The sequence below is a fragment of the Enterococcus sp. AZ077 genome (genome assembly GCF_051714965.1).
GTDB lineage: Bacteria > Bacillota > Bacilli > Lactobacillales > Enterococcaceae > Enterococcus_B > Enterococcus_B hirae.
In genome coordinates this window covers 2023464-2044439 of record NZ_JBIOSX010000001.1, presented here as the reverse complement: position 1 = coordinate 2044439, position 20976 = coordinate 2023464, and the positions used below count along the sequence as shown (strand labels likewise).

The 20976-nt window shown below is 37.6% G+C and carries 18 protein-coding genes; all 18 read left to right on the top strand.

Annotated features, from left to right (window positions below):
• The first annotated feature begins 107 nt into the window (after nt 1-107).
• The 18 genes from IGL28_RS09500 to IGL28_RS09415 all read left to right on the top strand — a co-directional run bounded on the left by IGL28_RS09500 (nt 108) and on the right by IGL28_RS09415 (nt 20854).
• Nucleotides 108-1079: a PhoH family protein gene (locus tag IGL28_RS09500; RefSeq protein ID WP_010718528.1), complete on the top strand. Its 972-nt coding sequence runs from the start codon at nt 108-110 to the stop codon at nt 1077-1079.
• Between the two features lie 19 nt (nt 1080-1098).
• Nucleotides 1099-3294, top strand: coding sequence for an HD family phosphohydrolase (locus IGL28_RS09495; RefSeq protein ID WP_081128029.1), 2196 nt, complete (start codon nt 1099-1101; stop codon nt 3292-3294).
• A gap of 41 nt (nt 3295-3335) precedes the next feature.
• On the top strand, nt 3336-3812 hold the full coding sequence (ybeY, locus tag IGL28_RS09490) for an rRNA maturation RNase YbeY (RefSeq protein ID WP_014834527.1): 477 nt from the start codon (nt 3336-3338) through the stop codon (nt 3810-3812).
• Nucleotides 3790-4203 (top strand): diacylglycerol kinase family protein, encoded by a 414-nt coding sequence (locus IGL28_RS09485; protein ID WP_034700929.1) that lies wholly within the window; start codon nt 3790-3792, stop codon nt 4201-4203. The genes ybeY and IGL28_RS09485 overlap by 23 nt, the downstream gene beginning before the upstream one ends.
• A gap of 12 nt (nt 4204-4215) precedes the next feature.
• A complete protein-coding gene (gene era / locus IGL28_RS09480; RefSeq protein ID WP_081128027.1) occupies nt 4216-5115 on the top strand; it encodes a GTPase Era in 900 nt (299 codons plus the stop codon).
• Between the two features lie 161 nt (nt 5116-5276).
• A complete protein-coding gene (gene recO / locus IGL28_RS09475) occupies nt 5277-6089 on the top strand; it encodes a DNA repair protein RecO (RefSeq protein ID WP_081128188.1) in 813 nt (270 codons plus the stop codon).
• Between the two features lie 355 nt (nt 6090-6444).
• Nucleotides 6445-7362, top strand: a complete 918-nt coding sequence (gene glyQ, locus IGL28_RS09470; RefSeq protein WP_010718522.1) for a glycine--tRNA ligase subunit alpha — start codon at nt 6445-6447, stop codon at nt 7360-7362.
• Between the two features lies 1 nt (nt 7363).
• Nucleotides 7364-9439 (top strand): glycine--tRNA ligase subunit beta, encoded by a 2076-nt coding sequence (gene glyS / locus IGL28_RS09465; protein WP_010718521.1) that lies wholly within the window; start codon nt 7364-7366, stop codon nt 9437-9439.
• A gap of 841 nt (nt 9440-10280) precedes the next feature.
• A complete protein-coding gene (locus IGL28_RS09460; protein ID WP_010737948.1) occupies nt 10281-11060 on the top strand; it encodes a YveK family protein in 780 nt (259 codons plus the stop codon).
• A 10-nt stretch (nt 11061-11070) separates the two neighbouring features.
• Nucleotides 11071-11766 carry a CpsD/CapB family tyrosine-protein kinase gene (locus tag IGL28_RS09455; protein WP_010718519.1) on the top strand — a complete coding sequence of 232 codons (696 nt, stop codon included), beginning with the start codon at nt 11071-11073 and terminating at the stop codon, nt 11764-11766.
• 19 nt (nt 11767-11785) lie between these two features.
• Complete coding sequence (locus IGL28_RS09450) at nt 11786-12550, top strand: tyrosine-protein phosphatase (protein WP_063627381.1); 765 nt, start codon at nt 11786-11788, stop codon at nt 12548-12550.
• Nucleotides 12551-12561: 11 nt separating this feature from the next.
• Entirely contained in the window at nt 12562-14379 is a 1818-nt protein-coding gene (locus IGL28_RS09445; RefSeq protein ID WP_010718517.1) for a polysaccharide biosynthesis protein, read from the top strand.
• Between the two features lie 168 nt (nt 14380-14547).
• Nucleotides 14548-15177, top strand: a complete 630-nt coding sequence (locus IGL28_RS09440) for an acetyltransferase (RefSeq protein WP_010718516.1) — start codon at nt 14548-14550, stop codon at nt 15175-15177.
• Between the two features lies 1 nt (nt 15178).
• Complete coding sequence (locus IGL28_RS09435; RefSeq protein WP_053766592.1) at nt 15179-16297, top strand: DegT/DnrJ/EryC1/StrS family aminotransferase; 1119 nt, start codon at nt 15179-15181, stop codon at nt 16295-16297.
• Nucleotides 16290-16916 (top strand): sugar transferase, encoded by a 627-nt coding sequence (locus IGL28_RS09430; protein WP_081128025.1) that lies wholly within the window; start codon nt 16290-16292, stop codon nt 16914-16916. The genes IGL28_RS09435 and IGL28_RS09430 overlap by 8 nt, the downstream gene beginning before the upstream one ends.
• Before the next feature lie 11 nt (nt 16917-16927).
• On the top strand, nt 16928-18019 hold the full coding sequence (locus IGL28_RS09425; RefSeq protein WP_081128023.1) for a glycosyltransferase family 4 protein: 1092 nt from the start codon (nt 16928-16930) through the stop codon (nt 18017-18019).
• A 243-nt stretch (nt 18020-18262) separates the two neighbouring features.
• Nucleotides 18263-19432, top strand: a complete 1170-nt coding sequence (locus IGL28_RS09420; protein WP_081128021.1) for a nucleotide sugar dehydrogenase — start codon at nt 18263-18265, stop codon at nt 19430-19432.
• The gene (locus IGL28_RS09415; protein WP_010718511.1) at nt 19433-20854 is read left to right on the top strand and encodes an oligosaccharide flippase family protein; all 1422 of its coding nucleotides are present in this window, start codon (nt 19433-19435) and stop codon (nt 20852-20854) included.
• Nucleotides 20855-20976 lie beyond the last annotated feature (122 nt).

Genomic DNA, 20976 nt, shown 5'->3' with positions numbered 1-20976 from the left:
GAATGAAACGAATAAGGAGTGAGACAACCTTTTTTATTTGCTATATAGTTTTTTATGAATATGGTAAAATAGGAAGGAATGAATTGAAGTAAAGGAGATGTCTATTTTTGACAGAAGCATCCAGTTCTTTAGAAATTAGATTAACAGCTGCTGACGATATCAGTATGTTGTTAGGCTCGCATGACAAACATGTAAAATTAATTGAAGAAATGACTGAAACAACGATTCATACGAGAGGCGAAATGATCCAGATTATTGGAGAAGAGCCGGGGCTTTCGTTAGCACAATCGGTGATACGTACCTTACAAGAATTGATCAAGCGGGGGATACATGTCAGTACACCTGATGTTGTTACTGCCTTAAAAATGGGGCAAAAAGGGACATTGGATTACTTCATTGAAATGTATGAAGAAGAAATCGTCAAAGACCGCAATGGTAAACCGATTCGAGTGAAAAATAGTGGACAAAAACAATATGTCGAGGCCGTTGCTAAACATGACATCGTATTTGGTGTCGGTCCTGCTGGAACAGGTAAAACATTTCTAGCTGTCGTTTTAGCAATTGCTGCGTTGAAAAAAGGCGAAGTCCAAAAAATCATTTTGACTCGTCCAGCGGTGGAAGCAGGAGAAAATCTTGGTTTCTTACCGGGTGATCTGAAAGAAAAGGTTGATCCTTATTTACGTCCAGTGTATGATGCACTGTATCAAATATTTGGTTTAGATCATACCAATCGTTTGATGGAGCGTGGGATCATCGAAATTGCGCCATTAGCTTATATGCGTGGGCGAACACTTGACGATGCTTTTGTAATACTAGATGAAGCTCAAAATACAACAGTGGCACAGATGAAAATGTTCTTGACTCGTTTGGGGTATCAATCAAAAATGATCGTAAACGGCGATACAAGTCAGATTGACTTACCTAAAGGGACGATGAGTGGTTTGATCCATGCAGAACGTACATTGAAACAAATCAAAAAAATTGCTTTTGTCAATTTTGAAGCAAGTGACGTCGTTCGTCATCCTGTTGTAGCCGAAATCATCAAAGCTTATGAAAAGGCAGATCTTCATCAAGAGTAAGGCTTAGGAGGATAAGCGAATGTTGAATAAAATACTCCAACAACTGCAAGCAAAATTAGGAAAGGCGGCAATGCCTTTCTTATTGCTTTTGTTTTTTGTGATCGTTTGTGGCGTTACGTTTAGTAGCGTCAAGCAAAAAGCCAATGACTTCAGAGAAGGACAAGTGGCAGAAGAAAGTATCCGTGCGAATAAAACGATTGAGAATACAGAAGAAACCGAACAAAAAAGAAAATTAGCAGCGGAAGCTGTTACGCCAGAATATACGTATCAACAAGATTTAGCTAGTGAACAAAGTAGTCGCATCAAGCAGCTTTTTGAATTGATCAATAAAACAAATGATTCGATCAATAAAGCGTATAAAGAAAAAGTAGATAAAGCAAAAGAAGATGAAAATGTTCCTAAGCCAACTATCGACGAACGAATTGCAGCTTTAAAGAAGAGTTTTGAAAATGCCAATGCTGAAAACGTGGCATTTTATCAAAAATTACCGACTAATTTTTACACAAAAATCTTTAGTATGTCAGATAGTCAAATTGCGACAGTCCGAGATGAAAGTCTTCGATTGATCAATGAACAAATGAAAAAACAAGTTCGAGAAAGTGATTTAGAAACCTTCAAGCAACAGGCAGAAGAACAGATCCAATATTTGAACGTGACACCTGACCAACAACAAACGATCCATTATCTTGTCGATCAAGGAATCGTCGTAAATGATGTCTTAAATGAAAAGAAAACAGAGGAATTGAAACAATCAGCAAGGAGTGCGGTTCAACCGGTCATGATCTATCAAGGCGAAATCATTGTTCGTGAAGGAAATCAAATCGATGCAGATGCAATGAAAAAGCTTGAATTATTAGGATTGACCAGTCAAACAACGTCAATTTTTCCTTTAGTAGCAATGATCTTAGCAGTCTTATTGCAAATTGCTGTTTTAGTTTACAACTCAATGCAGTACCATGAAGCCGGAAAACGAACAGAGTATGTTCTCTTTTATGTTACGGCTATGTCCATCAGTGTGTTATTAATGAAATTTTTCCAACTATTCCAAACGGAACAAGCAGCTTTTATCCCGCTGTTTTATCCTGCAGCTTTTGTTCCTTTAGTTTTAAATTTCTTTTTGAACCGGAGGGCAGGAATCATGGCTGCCTTGTTCCAAGCCGTATCTGCATTGTTTATTTTTTATGGCTCGATTGGGACCAACTTTTTGACCGTTATCTTGATGGCTTATCTTTTTTCAGGCTTATTAGCGACGGTTTTAAAACGCCAACGAGTGTCAGAACAATGGTTTTCAGCTATGATGTGGGTCATTATTTTTCCGTTGATGATGGATGTTGTGTTGATTGTTTATCAAGGTATGAGCTTTAGTAATGGAACAACTTGGTTAACACTGATTTGTGGCTTTATGGGGGCTTTGCTGTCGTATCTGTTAACGATGGGATTACATCCGTATATCGAATTGATGGTCAACGATGATAGTGTGATCGTCTTGAATGAGTTAAGTAATCCTAACCATCCATTGTTAAAACAGCTATTGGAAGAAGCACCAGGAACTTATCATCACAGTATGATGGTCGCCAATTTAAGCGCAAACGCTGTGGCTGAGATCAATGGGCGGTCATTATTGACACGTGTAGCTTGTTACTACCACGATATTGGTAAAATCAAACATGCTAGCTTTTTTGTAGAAAACTTGCCTTCTGGTGCTGAAAATCCACATAATTTCTTATTACCTGAAGATAGTAAACAGATCATTTTTGGTCATGTGACCGATGGAGCGAAAATTTTAGAGGAATATGGCATGCCGCAAATGGTAATCGATATTTGCCGACAGCATCATGGAACAACATTGATGAAGTATTTCTATATCAAGGCAAAAGAAAGAAATCCTGAAGTCACCGAAGAACCATTTCGTTATCCTGGTCCCAAACCACAGACCCGAGAAGCCGGCATCGTGAATATTGCAGATAGTTGTGAAGCGGCAGTACGGGCAATGGATCATCCAACAGGTGAAAAAATCGAAAAATTTGTCCATAATTTGATTGAAGAACGAATCTCTGATGGTCAACTTGATGATAGTGGTTTAACATTAAAAGAAATTCGCAAAGTGGAAAAATCTTTGATCAGTGGGTTAAGTAGTACCTTCCATTCACGGATCAAATATCCTAAAATGAAATCGGAAGCGGAAACGATGAAAGTAGAAAAAGAAAATGGCTAAAATAAAAAATATCAGCAATAAGTAAGAAAGAAGCGATAAATATGGACATCACATTTATGGATGAAACACAGAAAGTTTCAACAGAAAAAATCAAAGAGATCGAGGACCTTCTGCAATTTGCAGCGGCTCATTTGAAATTACCCGAGGAAACAGAAATGTCTGTTACTTTTATGGACAATGCAGCAATCCAAGAAATCAACCGTGTCTACCGTGGCAAAGATGCCCCAACAGATGTGATTAGTTTTGCATTAGAAGACGAAGGGGAAGACGAAATTCCCGTGATTTTTGAAGAAGGCGATAATCCTTTACCACGAGTATTAGGAGATATCATGATCTCAATTGAGCGTGCCCAGGAACAAGCGGAAGAATATGGTCATTCGTATGATCGAGAGTTGGGATTTTTGGCAGTGCATGGCTTTTTGCACATCAATGGTTATGATCACATGACACCCGAAGATGAAGCAGAGATGTTTGGTTTACAGAAAGAGATTTTAGATGCTTATGGACTTAAAAGATAAAGAGTGCGAGAAAAAGGTTGAGAAAAATAAGCACTTCGCTATGTCAGTAGAATTTGCTCTTCAAGGGGTTAAAACAGTCTTTGATGAGGAACGTAATATGAAAAAACATGTAGGTTTTGGGTTGCTGGCGTTTTTTATGGGAGTTGTATTTCAACTGAATCAAATAGAATGGCTGTGGTTAGTTTTAGCAGTTTTTCTGGTGTGGATCGTTGAGATTTTAAATACTGTTTTTGAGAATGTGGTGGATATGTTTACCGATTTTCATTTCCATCCAATTGGGAAAAAAATCAAAGATATGGCGGCAGGAGCAGTGTTAGTCACCGCTTGTTTTGCAGTGATCGTCGGTCTCATTTTATTTGTACCTAAAATCTATCAAATGTTTTTTAATTAAAAGGAGAATAATATGTTAGAACATAAATCAGGTTTTGTCGCTATTGTGGGACGACCAAATGTTGGCAAATCAACATTATTAAATCGAATCGTTGGGCAAAAAATTGCTATCATGAGTGACAAGGCACAAACGACCAGAAATAAGATCCAAGGCGTTTATACGACACCAGAAGCACAGTTGATTTTTATCGACACTCCGGGAATCCATAAACCAAAACATCGTTTGGGTGATTTTATGGTGGAATCAGCCTATAGTGCACTAAGAGAAGTGGATGCTGTCTTATTTATGATCAGTGCGGATCAAAAACGTGGACGTGGGGATGATTTTATTATTGAACGATTAACAAATGTTCAATCACCTGTTTATTTGATCATCAATAAAATCGATAAAGTTCATCCAGATGAATTATTAGGAATCATCGAAGATTATTCGGCACAAATGCCTTTTGCACAAGTTGTACCGATTTCGGCTACCGAAGGGAACAATGTGGACCGTCTAATGGAAGTGTTGATCGCTGAGATGCCAGAAGGTCCTCAATACTTCCCGGATGATCAAGTAACGGATCATCCAGAATACTTTATCGTTTCGGAATTGATTCGTGAGAAAGTCCTGTTTTTGACTAGAGATGAAGTCCCACATTCAGTGGCTGTTGTTGTTGACTCAATGAAACGCAATGAAAATGATAAAATCCAAATTCAAGCAACCATTATCGTTGAACGTGATAGTCAAAAAGGGATTATCATCGGTAAAGGTGGTAAAATGCTAAAAGAAATTGGGACGAAAGCAAGAAAAGATATTGAAAATTTGCTTGGTGACAAAGTATTTCTAGAACTATGGGTTAAAGTTCAAAAAGATTGGCGCGATAAAAGAGTTTATTTACAAGATTTTGGTTACCGCAAAGAGGAATATTAACTTTAAGTAGATAAAAATGAGTTGAACGTGATTATTCGATAGACGAAACCGCGTGTAAAAGTCAGAAGACAAGAAAATGAGTAGAATAAGTGGGAAAGGAAAATGATTCAGTGAATGATTTTTCTTTTCCTTATTCTTTTTCTAAAAGGGGGGCGAAAAAAATGAGCCAGCTAGCCGAATCAAAAGGGATCATATTGTCCAGTCGAAATTATAAAGAAAAAGACAAATTAGTGAAAATTTTTACTGAGTCTGCGGGGAAACTGATGTTTTATGTCAAAGGAATTCACCGGCAAAACCAACCATTAGCCCCTGCACTACTCCCTTTTACTGAAGGAATCTACATCGGTACGTTTAAAAGTGAAGGACTTTCGTTTATAACCAGCGTAAAAGATGTTCACTCCTTTAGAAAAATTCAAGAAGACATTTTTTTAAGTGGTTACGGCACGTATTTGTTAAACTTAGTGGATGCAGCGATCGAAGACCATCAATATGATCCCCATCTTTTTCAATTTACACAAGCAGCATTGCAACGGATGGATCAGGGGGACGACGCGGAAATCATCACTAACATCTTTGAGGTACAATTATTGCAACGCTTTGGGATTGCACCGATTTGGACCCATTGTGTGGTGTGTGGCAAAACACAAGGTAAATTTGATTATTCTTCCAAATATGGAGGCGTGCTATGCGAAGAACATTGGTCAATGGATCACCGTCGTTATCATGCAGATCCAAGAGCTGTTTATTTCGTGCGTATGTTCTCTGCTATTTCTTATGATAAGATCACAGGGATCAATTTAAAAGACGAAACCAAGGCAACGATCAGGCAACTGATTGACCAGTTATACGAAGAATACGTAGGGATTCATCTAAAAAGTAAAAAGTTCATTGATCAAATGAAATCATGGGAACATGTCCTAAAAAAGCCTGATCCGGAAGGAGAAAGTGCTTCTGAAAATCAACAAAGTGAGTAGAATGTTCAATCAACATTCAAAACTATTTGACAAAAGCCTAACTATACGTCTATTATGGAACCTAGATAAATGAGAGTTTTGTACAAAAACTTGATTGGCTAAATAAAAGAATAAAGTACGTTGAACAAGATCAGTAAAAAATACGTAGCAAAAGCGAGTTCGGGAGGGTGTGAGCCGAATGCTGTCGGTTTTTGAAGAGGCACTTGGGAGTACTGACAATGAAGCTGCCGAAATTTTCGGAAGTAGGGTGGAACCGCGAAGTTATTCGTCCCTATGTTTGTTTAGACAAGCATAGGGACTTTTTGTTGTTTCAAATTCTCAGCAAACTATTTAGAAGTGGAAGGAGTCATTTTAAATGAGCAAAAAATTATCTGTACAAGACATGATCTTGACGTTACAAAAATTTTGGTCATCAAATGGGTGCATGTTGATGCAAGCCTATGATACAGAAAAGGGGGCAGGTACAATGAGCCCATATACCTTTTTACGAGCAATTGGACCAGAGCCTTGGAATGCAGCATACGTAGAGCCTTCTCGTCGCCCAGCCGATGGTCGTTATGGGGAAAATCCGAACCGTCTGTATCAACATCATCAGTTCCAAGTAGTGATGAAACCATCACCTGAAAATATCCAAGAACTTTATTTAGAAAGTTTACGTTTATTGGGGATCGATCCTTTGGAACACGACATTCGGTTTGTCGAAGATAACTGGGAAAACCCTTCGATGGGCTGTGCCGGTGTTGGTTGGGAAGTTTGGCTCGATGGAATGGAAATTACACAATTCACGTATTTCCAACAAGTCGGCGGTCTGCCATGTAAACCAGTGACATCTGAAATTACTTATGGTTTGGAGCGCTTGGCATCCTACATCCAAGAAGTAGAAAGTGTCTATGATCTTGAATGGTCAGATGGCGTAAAATATGGGGAGATTTTCAAACAGCCTGAATACGAACACTCCAAATATTCATTTGAAGTCAGTGATCAAGAACTATTATTAAGTAATTTTGATCGTTTTGAAAAAGAAGCCAAACGATGCATTGATGAAAACTTAGTTCATCCTGCCTATGATTACATTTTAAAATGCAGCCATACATTCAATCTATTAGATGCTCGTGGGGCAGTTTCTGTTACAGAACGAGCTGGCTATCTGTCACGCATCAGAAATATGGCAAAATCTGTTGCAAAGATTTTTGTGGCAGAGCGTGAAAAATTAGGATTTCCTTTATTGAATAAAAACACAGCAAATCCAGAAACGGTTAAGGAGGCTGAATAACATGGCAAAAGAGTTACTTTTAGAAATCGGGTTGGAAGAAATGCCTGCCCATGTAGTTACACCAAGCATGAAACAACTGGAACAAAAAACAGCAAAGTTTTTAGATGAACACCAATTGTCTTATGATACAATCGAAACTTTTTCAACGCCAAGACGTTTAGCGATCAAAGTAACCAATATCCCAGAACGTCAAGCAGATAGCGAAGAAGAATTAAAGGGTCCGGCTAAAAAAATCGCATTGGATTCAGATGGAAATTGGACGAAAGCCGCAGAAGGGTTTGTACGTGGTCAAGGTTTGACGACTGACGATATTACCTTTAAAGAGCTGAAAGGTGTAGAGTATGTGTACGTAACCAAATATACACATGGACAACCAGCGAAAGAAGTATTAACTGGACTTGCAGATGTCATCAAAAGTTTGACATTTCCTGTTACGATGCATTGGGCAAATTTTGACTTTGAATATATTCGTCCTATTCATTGGATTGTTGCTTTACTAGATGATGAAGTGATTCCTTTCGAGATTTTAGATGTTACAACAGATCGCACATCACGTGGTCATCGTTTCTTAGGAGAAACAGTTCGTTTCGCTCATGCCAATGAGTATGAAGAAAAATTACAAGAACAATTCGTGATAGCTGCGCCACATAAAAGAAAAGAAATGATTGTCCAACAAGCAACAGAATTAGCAGAGAAAAACCATTGGACGATCGATTTAGACGAAAAGTTATTAGAAGAAGTGAATAATTTAGTCGAATATCCCACAGTTTTTGCTGGCGATTTTGAAGAAAAATATCTGTCTGTCCCTGAAGAAGTATTGGTTACTTCAATGAAGGAGCACCAACGTTATTTTGAAGTAAGAAATGACCAAGGATTACTCTTGCCACATTTTATTTCTGCTCGAAATGGGGATCGTGTCAAACTAGAAAACGTGATCCGTGGAAATCAAAAAGTATTGACTGCTCGTTTAGAAGATGCAGAGTTTTTCTACAATGAAGATAAAAAGATTGAAATCGAGACTTTTGTTGATAAATTAAAATCAGTGACATTCCATGAAAAAATTGGAAGCATCTACGAAAAAATGCAACGAGTACAAGTTATTGCTCGTATTTTAGGTAAATCTGTCGGCTTATCACCAGAAGAGTTAACGGATTTACAACGTGCTGCTGAAATCTATAAATTTGATTTAGTGACCAACATGGTAGGTGAGTTTCCAGAGCTTCAAGGGATCATGGGTGAAAAATATGCGCGATTACACGGCGAAACATCAGCTGTAGCAACAGCTATCAAGGAACACTATCTGCCAATTTCAAGTGAAGGTGACTTACCAGAAACCAAAATTGGTGCAGTATTAGCGATTGCAGACAAATTAGATAGTATCTTCTCTTTCTTTACAGTTGGAATGATCCCAAGTGGGTCAAATGATCCGTATGCTCTTCGTCGTCAAGCGTATGGGATTGTCCGCATCATCGAAGCAAAAAATTGGGCATTTCCATTGGTTCGTTTACAACGTGAAATCGACCAGGCAATCAATGAAGATCAAGAACGTTTTGGCGTCCAGTTATCGGATGGACAACAGGCAGTCATTGATTTTATCAAAGGACGTTTCCGTCAGTTACTAACTACAAAACAAATCCGACACGATGTGATTGATGCAGTTTTAAATGCAAAACAAAGCGATTTGACAAAAGTTTTTGCAGCAGCTCAACTGTTTAAAGAACGTTTAGATGAGGAAGAGTTTAAGCCATCGATGGAAGCATTGACTCGAGTGGTTAATTTAGCGAAGAAAGCGCAAGAAACAACGACAACAGAGATTAATCCTGCGTTATTTGAAAATGAAGCTGAAACAGCACTTTATCAAGCGGTAGCAGAAATGAAAAAACAATTTGGTACACAAACGCTGAAAGAAGATTATGATCAACTTGTTGCTTTACGTCCATTGATCGAAACGTATTTTGACCAAACCATGGTCATGGTAGACGATCCTGCTGTCCGTAACAATCGTTTGGCACAGCTGAAACAAATTGCTGAAATGGCACTATCAATAGCAAGCTTAGATCAGATTATCACTAAATAAATCAGGTAGCCCTTTGCCAACTTGATTTGAAACAAGCGTTATGACAAGTCTAGCTCTGAGATATAAGCCGAAGCATCCGAAAATAGTTTCTTCTATTTTTAAATGCTTCGGCTTATTTTTTGACTGATTACCGAAGTGCAGATCTTTGAACGCCGTCGATAAGATTGTGAAAGTATCAGAGTGGATGCTTTCATAGCAATTACTCATTTTAGTGTAAAAAGTAAGCTTAAGGTCTTAATACCTCAGACTCTTTTTATGTAGTGTATATCGTTTTTATTCATGCTATCTAGCAATAAGCGACTTTTCTTTCACGAATCAGAACAATATGACATTTTTTGGTAAAAAGAGAACAATCGGTCAGTGCTATTGAGTGAAATGCATAGTTTTTGTTATTTTTAAATCATCCTTTATTTAAAAATGAAAGTTAGGTATAATTAATATAGAAAAATTGTTATTCATAACAAGAAAAGCTTGTTATGAATGGGATAATAGTAAATAGGGTCTCAGGTAGAAATTCTTTACTTGTCTAATGAAATTAGCAAATTTCCCGTGATTTGGAAGCGATTAGATAAAGTAACGATTTATTTTTTTGGGAATAAAAAGTTTTTAAAACGATGGGATCCAGTATCTTACTCTAGATGATAATAATTATCATCTGAATGATAAACTAAAAATTTTTTTAGAAATCGATGTCATTTTATTATCTAAGTATGTTCATAGGATGGAAGTCTCACGAAGCTTCACTGAAATGAGTATATTTTATGAGAACAAGTAACATCAGCAGGATGTCATGTGTTAAAAGAAAAATGAATTTAGGAAAGTAACAGGAAAGTGGAGAGAAATGGAAGAGACAATTAGTATAAAAGAGATCATCGGAGTATTTCGTAAGCGTTTGTTGACCTTATTTATTTCAACGTTAGTTGGTTTGGCGGTAGCAAGTTTCGTTACATTCTTTATTTTAACACCCAAGTTTAGTTCACAAGCCCAATTGATTGTCACGTTGCCTCAGTCAAATATTACGAATGTCAATGATGTGAATACGAATTTACAAATGATTAACACCTACAAAGATATGATCATTAGTGACTTAGTTTTAAGTGAAGTGAAAGATCAATTAGAAACGCAAGATCAGCTAGCAATGACGGTTGGAGAAATCAAACAAGCAATCACAGTGAATCAATCCGAAAATTCACAAATGTTTTCTATCCAAGCGATTAGTTCGATTCCAGATAATGCTCAGAAAATTGCGAATACCACAGCTGAGGTGTTTCAAACGAAAGCAAAAGATGTGATGAATGTCGATAAAATATCGATCATTTCTGAAGCGGTTGCGGACGGAACATCGGTGTCACCAAATAAAAAAATAAATATTGCCCTTGGCCTTATTTTAGGTCTGATGATTGGCATGGGGATAGCTCTGTTATTGGAATTGTTCGACCAGACTGTGAAAGATGAAAAATATCTTTCGGAGGTCATAGGGTTTCCAATTTTAGGGACGGTACCAGAAATGACTGCCAAAGATTTCAATAGAAATGACAAAAACAACAACGCACCGGTGACAATAAACGATGAAACTGGTGAACAAGCGAGAGCTTCTCGTAGAGCTCGTTCGAGAGTGTAGGAGGGAAAACATGCGACGTGTCATAAAACAAAAAGAAACACTACTTCAACCGATTCGTTTGATTACTTTAACTAATCCTTCATCAGCAGCGGCTGAGCACTACCGAACGATTCGAACCAATATCCAATTTGTTTCAATCAATGATCAACAAGTCAAAACGATCGTGGTCACGTCATCTGGACCAGGTGAAGGGAAATCGACCACGGCTGCAAATCTGGCTGTTGTCTTTGCAAAAGCTGGTCAGAAAGTGTTATTAGTTGATGCTGACATGCGAAAACCAGTTATTTACAAAGCATTTCAAATAAATAATCATTATGGGTTAAGTAATCTACTCAGTTCAACTGAAACGATCAGTAAAGGGATCCAAAAAACGGCAATCAAGGAATTATCGGTATTACCAAGTGGACCGATTCCTCCTAATCCATCAGAGCTGTTAAGCTCGAAAAGAATGGATCAACTAATGGTAGAAGCAAGTCAGCTCTATGATATCGTGATGTTTGATTTGCCTCCGATTGTAACTGTGACAGATGCTCAAATCTTGTCATCAAAGGCAGATGGTACGCTTCTGGTAGTACGTGAAAAGACTTCACGAAAAGAAGCAGTTGTGAAAGCCAAAAAATTATTAGAGATGGCTCAGGCAAAGGTACTGGGAATTGTTTATAACGGAGTCGAACAAAGCAAAGATACAAGTTATTATTATGAATGATAAAGAGGAGGTAAAGGGAATGATCGATTTACATTGTCATCTATTACCAGCAGTTGACGATGGTGCGCAAAACCTGGAAGAAAGCCTGGCAATGGCTGAAAAAGCGGTTGAACAAGGGATTACTCATATTCTATGTACACCGCACCATAACAATGGCAAGTATTGTAATCAAAAGAAAAAAGTCATTCCCCTAGTCGCCACTTTACAAAAAGAACTGGATAAAAGAAATTTACCGTTGGTGTTATTAGAAGGTCAAGAAGTTCGTATTACTGGAGAATTGCTTGAAGCGCTTCACCGAGATGAACTTCTTTTTACAGATTTAAATGATACTTATCTGTTGATTGAATTTCCTACATTAGAAGTACCGTTATATGCAAAGAACCTTTTTTTTGAACTGTTGAAACTAGGAAAAATACCAGTAATCGTGCATCCTGAGCGTAATACTTATTTTGCAAAAGATCCGAATCGTTTGTTGCCTTATCTAGAAATGGGGTGTTTGACACAGCTGACAGCGCCAAGTTATCTGGGGCGCTTTGGCAAAGAAATCCAAAAAACAGCAAAAAAAATGGTCAAGTACAATCTTGTACAAATGGTTGCTTCGGATGCTCACGGTGTTGAGCGACGTTCTTTTTGTTTAAAAGAATGTTATGAACAAATCGCTAAAGACTTCAATAACGAAAAAGTTGAGCAAATGAAACAAGTCGCCAAAGATTTAATCAATGGGGAGCAGATTCATTATCCAACTTATCAAGCGATAAAAAAGAAGAAGTTTGGGTTATTTTAGGGGGAGTAAAGGTGTTTGAAGTCACAAGAAAAAGAAAGATTGCTATTTTGATAGGAGTTGATAGCTTATTGTTGTTTTTGGCAAACATTGCTACAATTAGATTCATGAAGCCATTCGCAGAAGTATCAACGGATTTTATGTTCATCTCTACAGGCGTTTCAATAGGTTTCTATTTGTTTTATGGGAGTTTATTTAAAGTCTTTACAAGGATCAATCGCTATATGAATTTAGAAGAAATCAGGGCGATTTTTGTTTCTTTGTCGATCACTATGATTTCAAATCTTTTTGTCTTGTTTTTTATCAATCATCAGTATATGTTACGTCTAACGATCTTTACCTATATTTTGTCTTTGCTTTTAATCATGGGAAGCCGTCTGGAGTGGCGTCTTTACATTGAGAAAAAGCAGACAAAGCTACAACCTAGAGCCACTGCCAAGAAGACGATCATCGTAGGCGCTGGTGAAGGCGGTAGAATTTTGGCAAATATCTTACTTGGATCAAAAACAGCAAGTGACACCTATGTCATTGGTTTTGTTGATGATGATCCTAATAAGCAAAATACATATCTTTCAGGAAAAAAAGTGATCGGTATGATCAAAGACCTCCCTGCACTAATCAAGAAACATGATGTACAAATCGTTACCATCGCCATTCCTTCCTTATCCAAAACAAAAATCAGGAATATCTTTCAAATGGTAGAATCCTTGCATGTCAAAGTAAACACGATGCCTTCAATGGAAGAAATCGCTTCTGGAAAAGTCAGTGTCACAAAATTAAAAAAAATTGACGTAGTTGATTTACTAGAAAGAGATGAAGTTGAATTGGACATTGAATCGATCAAAGGTCATTTGACAGGGAAAACCATTCTTGTGACTGGTGCGGGTGGCTCGATCGGCTCAGAGATTTGTCGGCAGATTATCCAGTTTTCCCCAGCACAATTATTACTAGTAGGACATGGGGAAAATTCGATTTATTTGATCGATCGGGAACTCCGCATGAATCAGCAAAATCAGCAGACAAAAATCGTCCCGCTCATTGCAGATATTCAAGATCGTGACAAAATCAATGAGATCATGCAAAACTATCGCCCAGATATCGTTTATCATGCTGCAGCACATAAGCATGTTCCTCTCATGGAAGTAAATCCCAAAGAAGCAGTAAAAAATAATATTCTTGGAACAAAAAATGTTGCGGAAGCAGCCAAACAAGCGAAAGTCAAAAATTTTGTGATGGTCTCAACAGATAAAGCGAATCATCCACCTAATGTGATGGGAGCGACAAAGCGGATTGCAGAAATGATTGTAACAGGATTGAACGAAAAAAATGGAACAACATTTTCCGCTGTTCGCTTTGGAAATGTATTAGGTTCACGAGGAAGTGTGATTCCTGTCTTTCGTGAACAAATTGCGCAAGGTGGACCAGTCACGATTACTGATTTTCGGATGACACGTTACTTTATGACAATTCCTGAAGCAAGTCGATTGGTCATTCAATCAGGAGTCTTGGCTAAAGGTGGAGAGATTTTTATTTTAGATATGGGTGAACCAGTCAAAATCGTCAACCTTGCCAAAAATATGATTCGCCTGAGTGGCTATCGTGAAGACGAAATTGAGATTCTTGAAACGGGTATCCGTCCTGGGGAAAAACTATATGAAGAACTACTGTTGGATAAAGAGAGAAACGATGAAGCTGTCTATGAAAAAATTTTTGTCGGAAACATCAAAGGTTATTCAAATCAAAAAGTGATGGATTTTATCCGTCATTTGCCAAAAGATGAGAAACAATTAGCAAGAGAAGTGATTCGTTTTGCCAATGCTTCTAATCAATAGAAACTAGCTGTTTTAAGCTGAACGTACTATTAGTAAAGTAGTAAAATCATTGCTTTATGTGCTGGATTATACGATTCCTGCGATCAAAAATTGCATAGGGATACGTTATTCAAATCGCATGTAAAAAAACGTTTGACCATCAAAAAAAGAAACGAGAGGAGAAAGCGAGTGGATGCAATAATAGTAGGAGCAGGTGGGTTTGGTAAAGAAATTGCTTTTTTGCTCCAACAACAAAATGAGTATCAGTGGGTCGGTTTTGTCGATGATCGTAAAAGTGAGCAAAGCGATGTTCTAGGAAAACCTGTGATTGGCAAAATTGCTGACTTGCTTCAAGTCAAAACACCAATGGCAGTTTTTCTTGGGATTGCGGCTCCGACGGTCAAAGAAAACATCTATGAACAGTTACGACAAAACCCTCACTTGCTTTTTCCAAATTTGTTTGCCCCTAGCGCATTGATTGGCTTAAATGTTCAACTGGGCATTGGGAACATATTGATGCCTTACACGACCTATACTGCAGATATTTCAATCGGTGACTTCAATATGATCAATATTGGTTCAACAATCGGTCATGACTCCATTATAGGTAGTTACAATGCCATTTTTCCTAATGTCAATATTTCGGGAGCAGTCACTTTAGGAGATAAAAATGAACTGGGTGTCGGTACAAAGATTATTCAAGAACGTTCGATTGGTGATGGCAACATTATTGGGGCTGGCAGTGTTGTTATCAGAGATATCCCTCATCATTCAAAATGGGTGGGGGTACCAGCAAAGATAATTGAAAGGTGGAGTTGATGTGAGAAAAAAGCGAATATTATTAGCTTCGCCCCATATGAGTGAAGCAGGCTATGAACAAGCGTTTGTCAAAGAAGCCTTTGATACGAACTGGATTGCCCCTTTAGGTGCCAATGTCGATGGTTTTGAGCAAGAACTGGCAGATCATGTGGGAGCCAAGCATGTTGCTGCGCTTTCTTCAGGTACGGCAGCGATTCATTTAGCATTAAAGGCAGCAGGTGTCACGAAAGGAGATCAAGTGATTTGTCAATCCTTGACTTTTGCAGCTACGGTCAACCCGATTCTTTATCAAGGAGCCGTCCCAATCTTTGTGGATAGTGATGCCGAAACTTGGAATATGAGTCCTGTCCATTTACGCGCAGCTTTAGAAAAATATCCAAAAGCGAAAGCGGTGATCGTCGTTCACTTATATGGATTAGCTGCAAACTTAGCTGAAATCATGCAGATCTGTCAAGAATATCAAGTGACGTTGATTGAAGATGCTGCCGAATCATTAGGAACGACTTACCAAGGTAAATATACAGGAACGTTTGGAGACTATGGGATTTATTCCTTCAATGGAAATAAGATCATCACAACTTCAGGTGGGGGAGCATTAATCTCTGACGATCAATCAAAAATCGAAAAAGTCAAATTTTGGGCCACTCAATCTCGTGAAAATGAACGTTATTATCAACATTTAGAAATCGGTTATAACTATCGTATGAGCAATATATTAGCAGGAATCGGGCGTGGACAATTAAAAGTATTAAATGAAAGAATCCAAAAGAAGCGTGCCATCTATCAATTTTATCAAGAAGAATTGTCCGAGTTTCCTAATATACAATTTATGCCGGAAAACTCTTGGAACGAACCTAACTATTGGTTGAGTGTCATTCGTTTAGAAGGAATAGATCCATCTTATTTGATTGAAGAATTGGAAAAAGAACAGATCGAAGCACGTCCTGTCTGGAAACCGATGCACTTACAGCCTGTTTTTGACTCTTTTGATTTTATTGGCGGCGAAGTTGCAGAATCGCTTTTTTCTTCTGGAGTTTGTCTTCCCTCAGATACTAAAATGACGGATGAAGAGTTAAATAGAGTCGTTGCAACGATCAAGCGAGTGATGCGTTATGAGTAAACCAACCTTTTATCGACTTTTTGGAAAGCGTGCGTTCGATCTTTTTTTCTCAGGTCTTTTATTGCTTTTGCTTGCACCACTGATGCTCATACTTGCAGTGTGTGTGCGATTAAAATTAGGTTCACCGGTTATTTTTAAGCAAACAAGACCAGGGAAGAATGAACGATTATTTTTTATGTACAAGTTTCGCACGATGACAGACGAGAAAGATCAACATGGCGCGTATCTTCCAGATGAAGTTCGTCTAACAAAATTCGGCAAACTACTTAGAGCAACTAGTCTTGACGAGCTGCCAGAGCTTTGGAATATCTTTAAAGGCGAAATGTCTTTTGTTGGTCCTCGTCCATTATTGGTAGAATATTTGACACTTTATAATGAAGAGCAACGAAAACGCCACAACATTCGCCCAGGTTTGACCGGATTGGCCCAAGTCAGTGGTAGAAATGCGATCAGTTGGGAAGAAAAGTTTACGTATGATTGTTTGTACGTTGTAAGTTATTCGTTTGGCAAAGATGTTTGGATCTTGTTACAAACAGTCCTTAAAGTGTTCAAACAAGAAGGGATTAGCTCAAATTTTGGACCAACAAGTGAAAAATTTGAAGGGAATGAACCATACTGAAAATTTTATATGTGACGACGATCTCCAATACACTCAATGCTTTTTTAATCCCGCATATTGATCAACTAATCAAAAATGGACATGAAGTGAGTGTGGCATGTGCGCTTGAACAACCGTTGGCATCTTATTTTTCTGATAAAAAAATACCTGTGTTTCAAATACCATTCAATAGGAATCCATTAGCTAAAAGCAATCTTTTAGCCTATAAGAAAATCAAACAGCTGATCAAAGAAGAGAATATCGATATCGTACATACGCATACGCCAGTTGCTTCGATGGTGACAAGACTTGCTTGTAAGCGGATCAATATTCCTATCTACTATACGGCACACGGGTTTCACTTTTATCAAGGAGCCCCAATGCTTAATTGGTTCGTCTATTACCCAGTTGAAAAATACTTATCTCGTTATACAAGTAAGCTTATTACCATTAATCAGGAAGATTATTTGCTTGCTTCACAAAAATTTAAAGCAACACAAACTCATTTGATTCAGGGGATTGGAATCCAAGTCGAAAAGTTCGAGAAAACCTTGGTTGATAAACGGCTAAAAAGTAAGGTACTTTCACTAGCTCAGCCAACAACCAAAGTACTCCTTTCAGTCGGTGAATTGAATAAAAACAAAAACCACGAACTGGTGATTCATGCACTCGCTTCATTTAAAGATCAAGATTTCCACTATTTTATTTGTGGAACGGGGCCTTTAAAACAAACGCTGGAACAAAAAATTAAATTTTTAGGTTTGGAAAAGAAAGTCAGTTTACTCGGATATCGTAAGGATATTATTGAGATCATGAAAATGAGTGATCTATTTCTCTTTCCTTCTTTAAGAGAAGGATTGCCCGTATCGATCATGGAGGCTATGAGCGTTGGTTTACCGGTAGTCGCTTCAAATATACGAGGCAATAAAGATCTGATCTATGATGAGAACACAGGAAAATTGTTTGATGTCAAAGAGTCAGAAGAACTAGTGAATATTCTTCAAGATTTTTTTGCTGGAACGTTACCTGTTACAAAATATTCCGAGAACGCTGCTGCTCATATCCAACAATTCAGCGAAAATGTAATCCTCAATCAAGTAGCAGAACTTTATGAAACTTTATAACTAAAGGAATTTCACAAAATAAAAAAAACACTTAAACAGGGAAAATGAGGTGAAAAGCTCTTAACCTCAAGAATGCTTTGATTATTTGTAAGAGTGACTGACGAAATGAGCCTGGGTTTAAAGGAAAAGTAAATGGCTTTGTTTTTTTAGAAGAATGATAAAGCGAATGAAACGAAGAACTACCAATAACGTTCCAGTTTGTGTTTTTTATGTTAATAAAACTAATTATAGAGGTGAAACCAATTGAACGTATCAATTTTCGGCCTAGGCTATGTAGGGCTAGCCAATGCGTTATTACTTAGCCAGAATGAGAATGTCAAAGCTTATGACATCGTAGCAGAAAAGATCGAACGACTACAAAAGAAGGAGTCACCAATTGAAGACCGTGAAGTACATAATTTTCTTCAAAGAGAAGACCTAGCAATCGAATTTATTAAGGATTTCCGAGAAGCGGTTCTTTTTGGTGATTATTTGATTATTGCCACACCCACTGATTACGATGAAAAGAAAAATTATTTTAATACCTCATCGATTGAGAGCATCATTGAACAAGCTCTCGCCATTCGTCCAGAAGCAAAATTTATCATTAAGTCCACGGTACCAGTAGGGTATACGGCCGAATTAAAGAAAAAATATCAAACAGAAAATATTGTTTTTTCACCAGAATTTTTACGTGAAGGTAAAGCATTGTACGATAATCTTTATCCTTCCCGCATTGTTGTAGGAGAATGTTCAGATAGAGGGACAGAGATTGCGAATATGTTCAAAAAGAATACGCAAGCAGATAATGTCCCAGTTTTATTGACTCATTCAACAGAAGCGGAAGCAATCAAGTTATTCTCAAATACGTATCTGGCGTTGCGTGTGGCTTACTTCAATGAATTGGATAGTTATGCGGAGATACGAGGCTTAAATACGAAACAAATCATTGAAGGCGTCGGACTGGACCCACGTATCGGCTCTCATTACAATAATCCTTCATTTGGTTATGGAGGGTATTGTTTGCCAAAAGATACGAAACAGTTGAAAGCAAATTATACCGATGTGCCTAACAATCTTATCCAAGCGATCGTTGAAGCAAATACAACCAGAAAAGATTTTATTGCAGAACAAATTTTAGCCCAAAAGCCTAAAACTGTGGGAATCTATCGGTTAACGATGAAAGCCGATTCAGACAATTTCCGTTATTCATCGATTCAAGGAGTCATGAAACGAATCCAGGAACAAGGAGTTTCGGTGGTTGTCTATGAGCCAACGTTACCTGTTGAAGAATTTCATCATGCGCCTGTCGTTTCGGATCTTGCGCGATTCAAACAACTATCGGATGTGATCGTCTCAAATCGGATGGACCATCAATTAAAAGATGTGATCGAAAAAGTCTATACGAGAGATATTTTTAGACGGGATGAATAAATGAAAAATATAGCCAAAAATTTTTTTTATCAGAGCTTGTTTCAACTGACGAAAATCATTCTTCCGATTATTACCATTCCAATCGTTTCTAATGCTTTAGGGCCAAGTGGGATCGGTCTTTATAATTATACGTTTTCAATTGTCCAATATTTTGTTTTGTTTGCGGGGCTAGGGGTAACGATGTACGGGAACCGGGAAATAACTTTGACTTACAACCGTAAGAAAGAAGCGTTATCAGAAGTTTTTTGGGAAATTCTGCTTTTTAAGGCATTAGCGAGCTTAATTGTCATAGTCGCTTACTTTATTGTTGCCTCTTTATTAAATAATCGTTCGTATTTGTTTGTCCAATCCTTGGCGATTTTTGCCGTATTATTTGACGTATCTTGGTTTTTTATGGGAATTGAAGATTTTAAGAAAACTAGTATAGCTAATTTAGTAGTCCAACTAGTCACGTTTTTTCTCATTCTTTTCTTAATTAAAAACGAAGACGACACGTTAAAGTATACCTTGATTCAAGGACTAGGTTTAGTTTGTTCACAAGTGAGTGTCTGGTTCTTTATTCCTAAATACATTCATTTGACGAAAGTTGATTTAAAGAAAAGTCTTAGTCATTTAAAGGGCTCTTTTGATTATTTTATTCCTCAAATTGCGATCATGTTGTATACCAATTTGAATAAGACACTTTTAGGTTTCACATTAGGAAGTGTTGCAGTGGGCTATTTTACCAATTCTCTGCAATTGAATACCGTATTCATCACGATCATAACTACCTTAGACATCGTCTTACTTCCCCATATGACAAGTTTTTTTGCAAAAAAAAATATGGAGAAAATCGTTCGCACGATGGAAAAAACGATTCATTTACAATTGTTTTTTTCGATTCCAATCATGTTTGGGATGTTGACAGTTTATGACAAGCTCGTTCCTTGGTTTTTTGGCGAAAAATTTAGCTACATCACTCAAATTATTCCATATTTTACGGTTTTGATTGTGATCGTTCCTTTAGGCATGGCGATTTCTAGACAATATCTAATGCCAATCGGTCAGGTTAAAGAGTATAATCGTTCAGTAATCATTGGAGCTATCATCAATCTTGTGGCAAATCTCATACTATTGCCGTCTATTGGCTTTTTGGGCGTTGTATTTTCAACTATTCTCGCCGAAAGTTTTGTTACAGTTGTAAGAACAAGAGCTTTTCTGAAACAGACGACGTTTACCTTTTCTCTCAGAAAAATCGGGATGTTTATAATTGCTGGATTGATCATGTGTTTGATCACCAGGTTTTTAACAGGTCATTTAACGAGTAATATCCGAACCAATCTGATCCAATTCGTCATTGCTTGTCCGATCTATCTCGCAATCACAACGATAACCAAAGTCAATCCACTAGTTGATTTATTGAGGATCAAAAAGAAAATCTAATGATGACAAACAACAGGTCAAAGACCTTGAAAGTGGTTGCTGCTAGTGAAAAGAAAAATGTTTACACTGATTTTCATTCAATCCGAACCATTGATTCGGCAATATAGAGAAGAATAGTCAAT